We start from the raw sequence: 1,260 nt of genomic DNA, 5'->3' as shown, positions 1-1,260 counted from the left end.
GCGTATAAAAGGCTGTTTTGCTCAAATATAAAGGCCTTAACAAGGAGAAAAAATGAAGAAATTATTAATAGGGTTGTGTGCCTTATTGGCCTCTACCGCCGTTATGGGGGGCGGTGCCAACAAAATGACAATGGTAACATATTTCCCTGTCAAATATGTGGCATATAGCCAAGTGGATGTAACGAAGCAAATGGACGTTGGCTTAACATCTGCCTGCCAAATGAATTTAGGTTGCACAACAGACGAGGGTTTTAATACGGGCAAATCCCTGCGCGTAAATAACCTTTTAAAAATAGCGGGGGGAAAACTGGAACTTAACGATGCCCCCGCTATTGTAGGCACGACGGCTATTATGGGTAGCGGCAACGGCACGGCGGACTTTGACTTTGAAACCAATTTGCGCGCAGCCAATTACAAGCAAGGTTACACACTGCAAGCGGACAATATGTATTTGAGTGAACTTAATTTGTTTGGCTATAAATTCCCGGCGTGCAGTGGGGAAACGATGAGTTGGCAGAAATTAAAACTCAAAAATAAGGACGAAGTATATTTGGTTTGCGGGGAAGCGGAAAAAGGCTGCACGCCTACTCGTGAAAATTCTTATACGGAGAATTGCCCTTCCGGGCAAATAGGGTCTATTACTTATACTTGGAATGAAAACTCTTGTTCTTATGATAAATTGTCTACTTGTGTTTCCGATTGTACTTGGCAAAGAGGTTCTTGGACCACACGAGGTTTAATGGCAAGTGATTCCGATACTTGTACCGCAGGAGATTCCCGTCCATATTCTTATAGGTATTTTGATGAAGCCAATGAAGAGGCACAAATAAAGAATCGTGTGAAGTGTACGGATTGGACGATGAAAAGAGGTTATGATGGGCAAGTCGTGGCAGATAGAGTTAATGCGCTTAATATGAAAGCCCAAGTTTCTTGTCCAAGTAGGGGATTAGGAACAGATAATCGGGGAACAATTTTTACCGTTTATTGGGATAAGTTTATCGCGGAAGATACTATGAAATATTTGGTGTCCCCTAGTAATTTTTCAAAGTTTGATTGTAGTATGGGCGGAATCAGAACATCCCCGAATACAATATTTGCTTGTAATCTGACAAATGGCAATGTCGCATATGCTTGCTATGAAGCGAAATTTAGTCAGTTTAGTTGTGTTAGAAATTAATAAGGGATTTCTTCTGCTGGTATTCCAGTGTGTTGCTAGTCGTTGCCATCATCCTGGAAAGTCGTAGTCCAGGATCTGTTGTT

General features: G+C 41.7%; 1 protein-coding gene. It reads left to right on the top strand.

Annotated elements, in window-relative coordinates; genetic code table 11:
• Positions 1–52: 52 nt before the first annotated feature.
• Positions 53–1,177: a hypothetical protein gene (locus B2118_RS04650; RefSeq protein WP_428053626.1), complete on the top strand. Its 1,125-nt coding sequence runs from the start codon at positions 53–55 to the stop codon at positions 1,175–1,177.
• The last annotated feature ends 83 nt before the right edge of the window (positions 1,178–1,260 follow it).

This window comes from Candidatus Avelusimicrobium stercoris, assembly GCF_002437085.1.
GTDB classification, from domain to species: domain Bacteria; phylum Elusimicrobiota; class Elusimicrobia; order Elusimicrobiales; family Elusimicrobiaceae; genus Avelusimicrobium; species Avelusimicrobium stercoris.
This window is presented reverse-complemented; position numbering and strand designations above follow the sequence as displayed.

Bases quoted from the DNA above. Each gene is read 5' to 3' on its own strand.
- B2118_RS04650 (WP_428053626.1), top strand. From the start codon at position 53: ATGAAGAAATTATTAATAGGGTTGTGTGCCTTATTGGCCTCTACCGCC.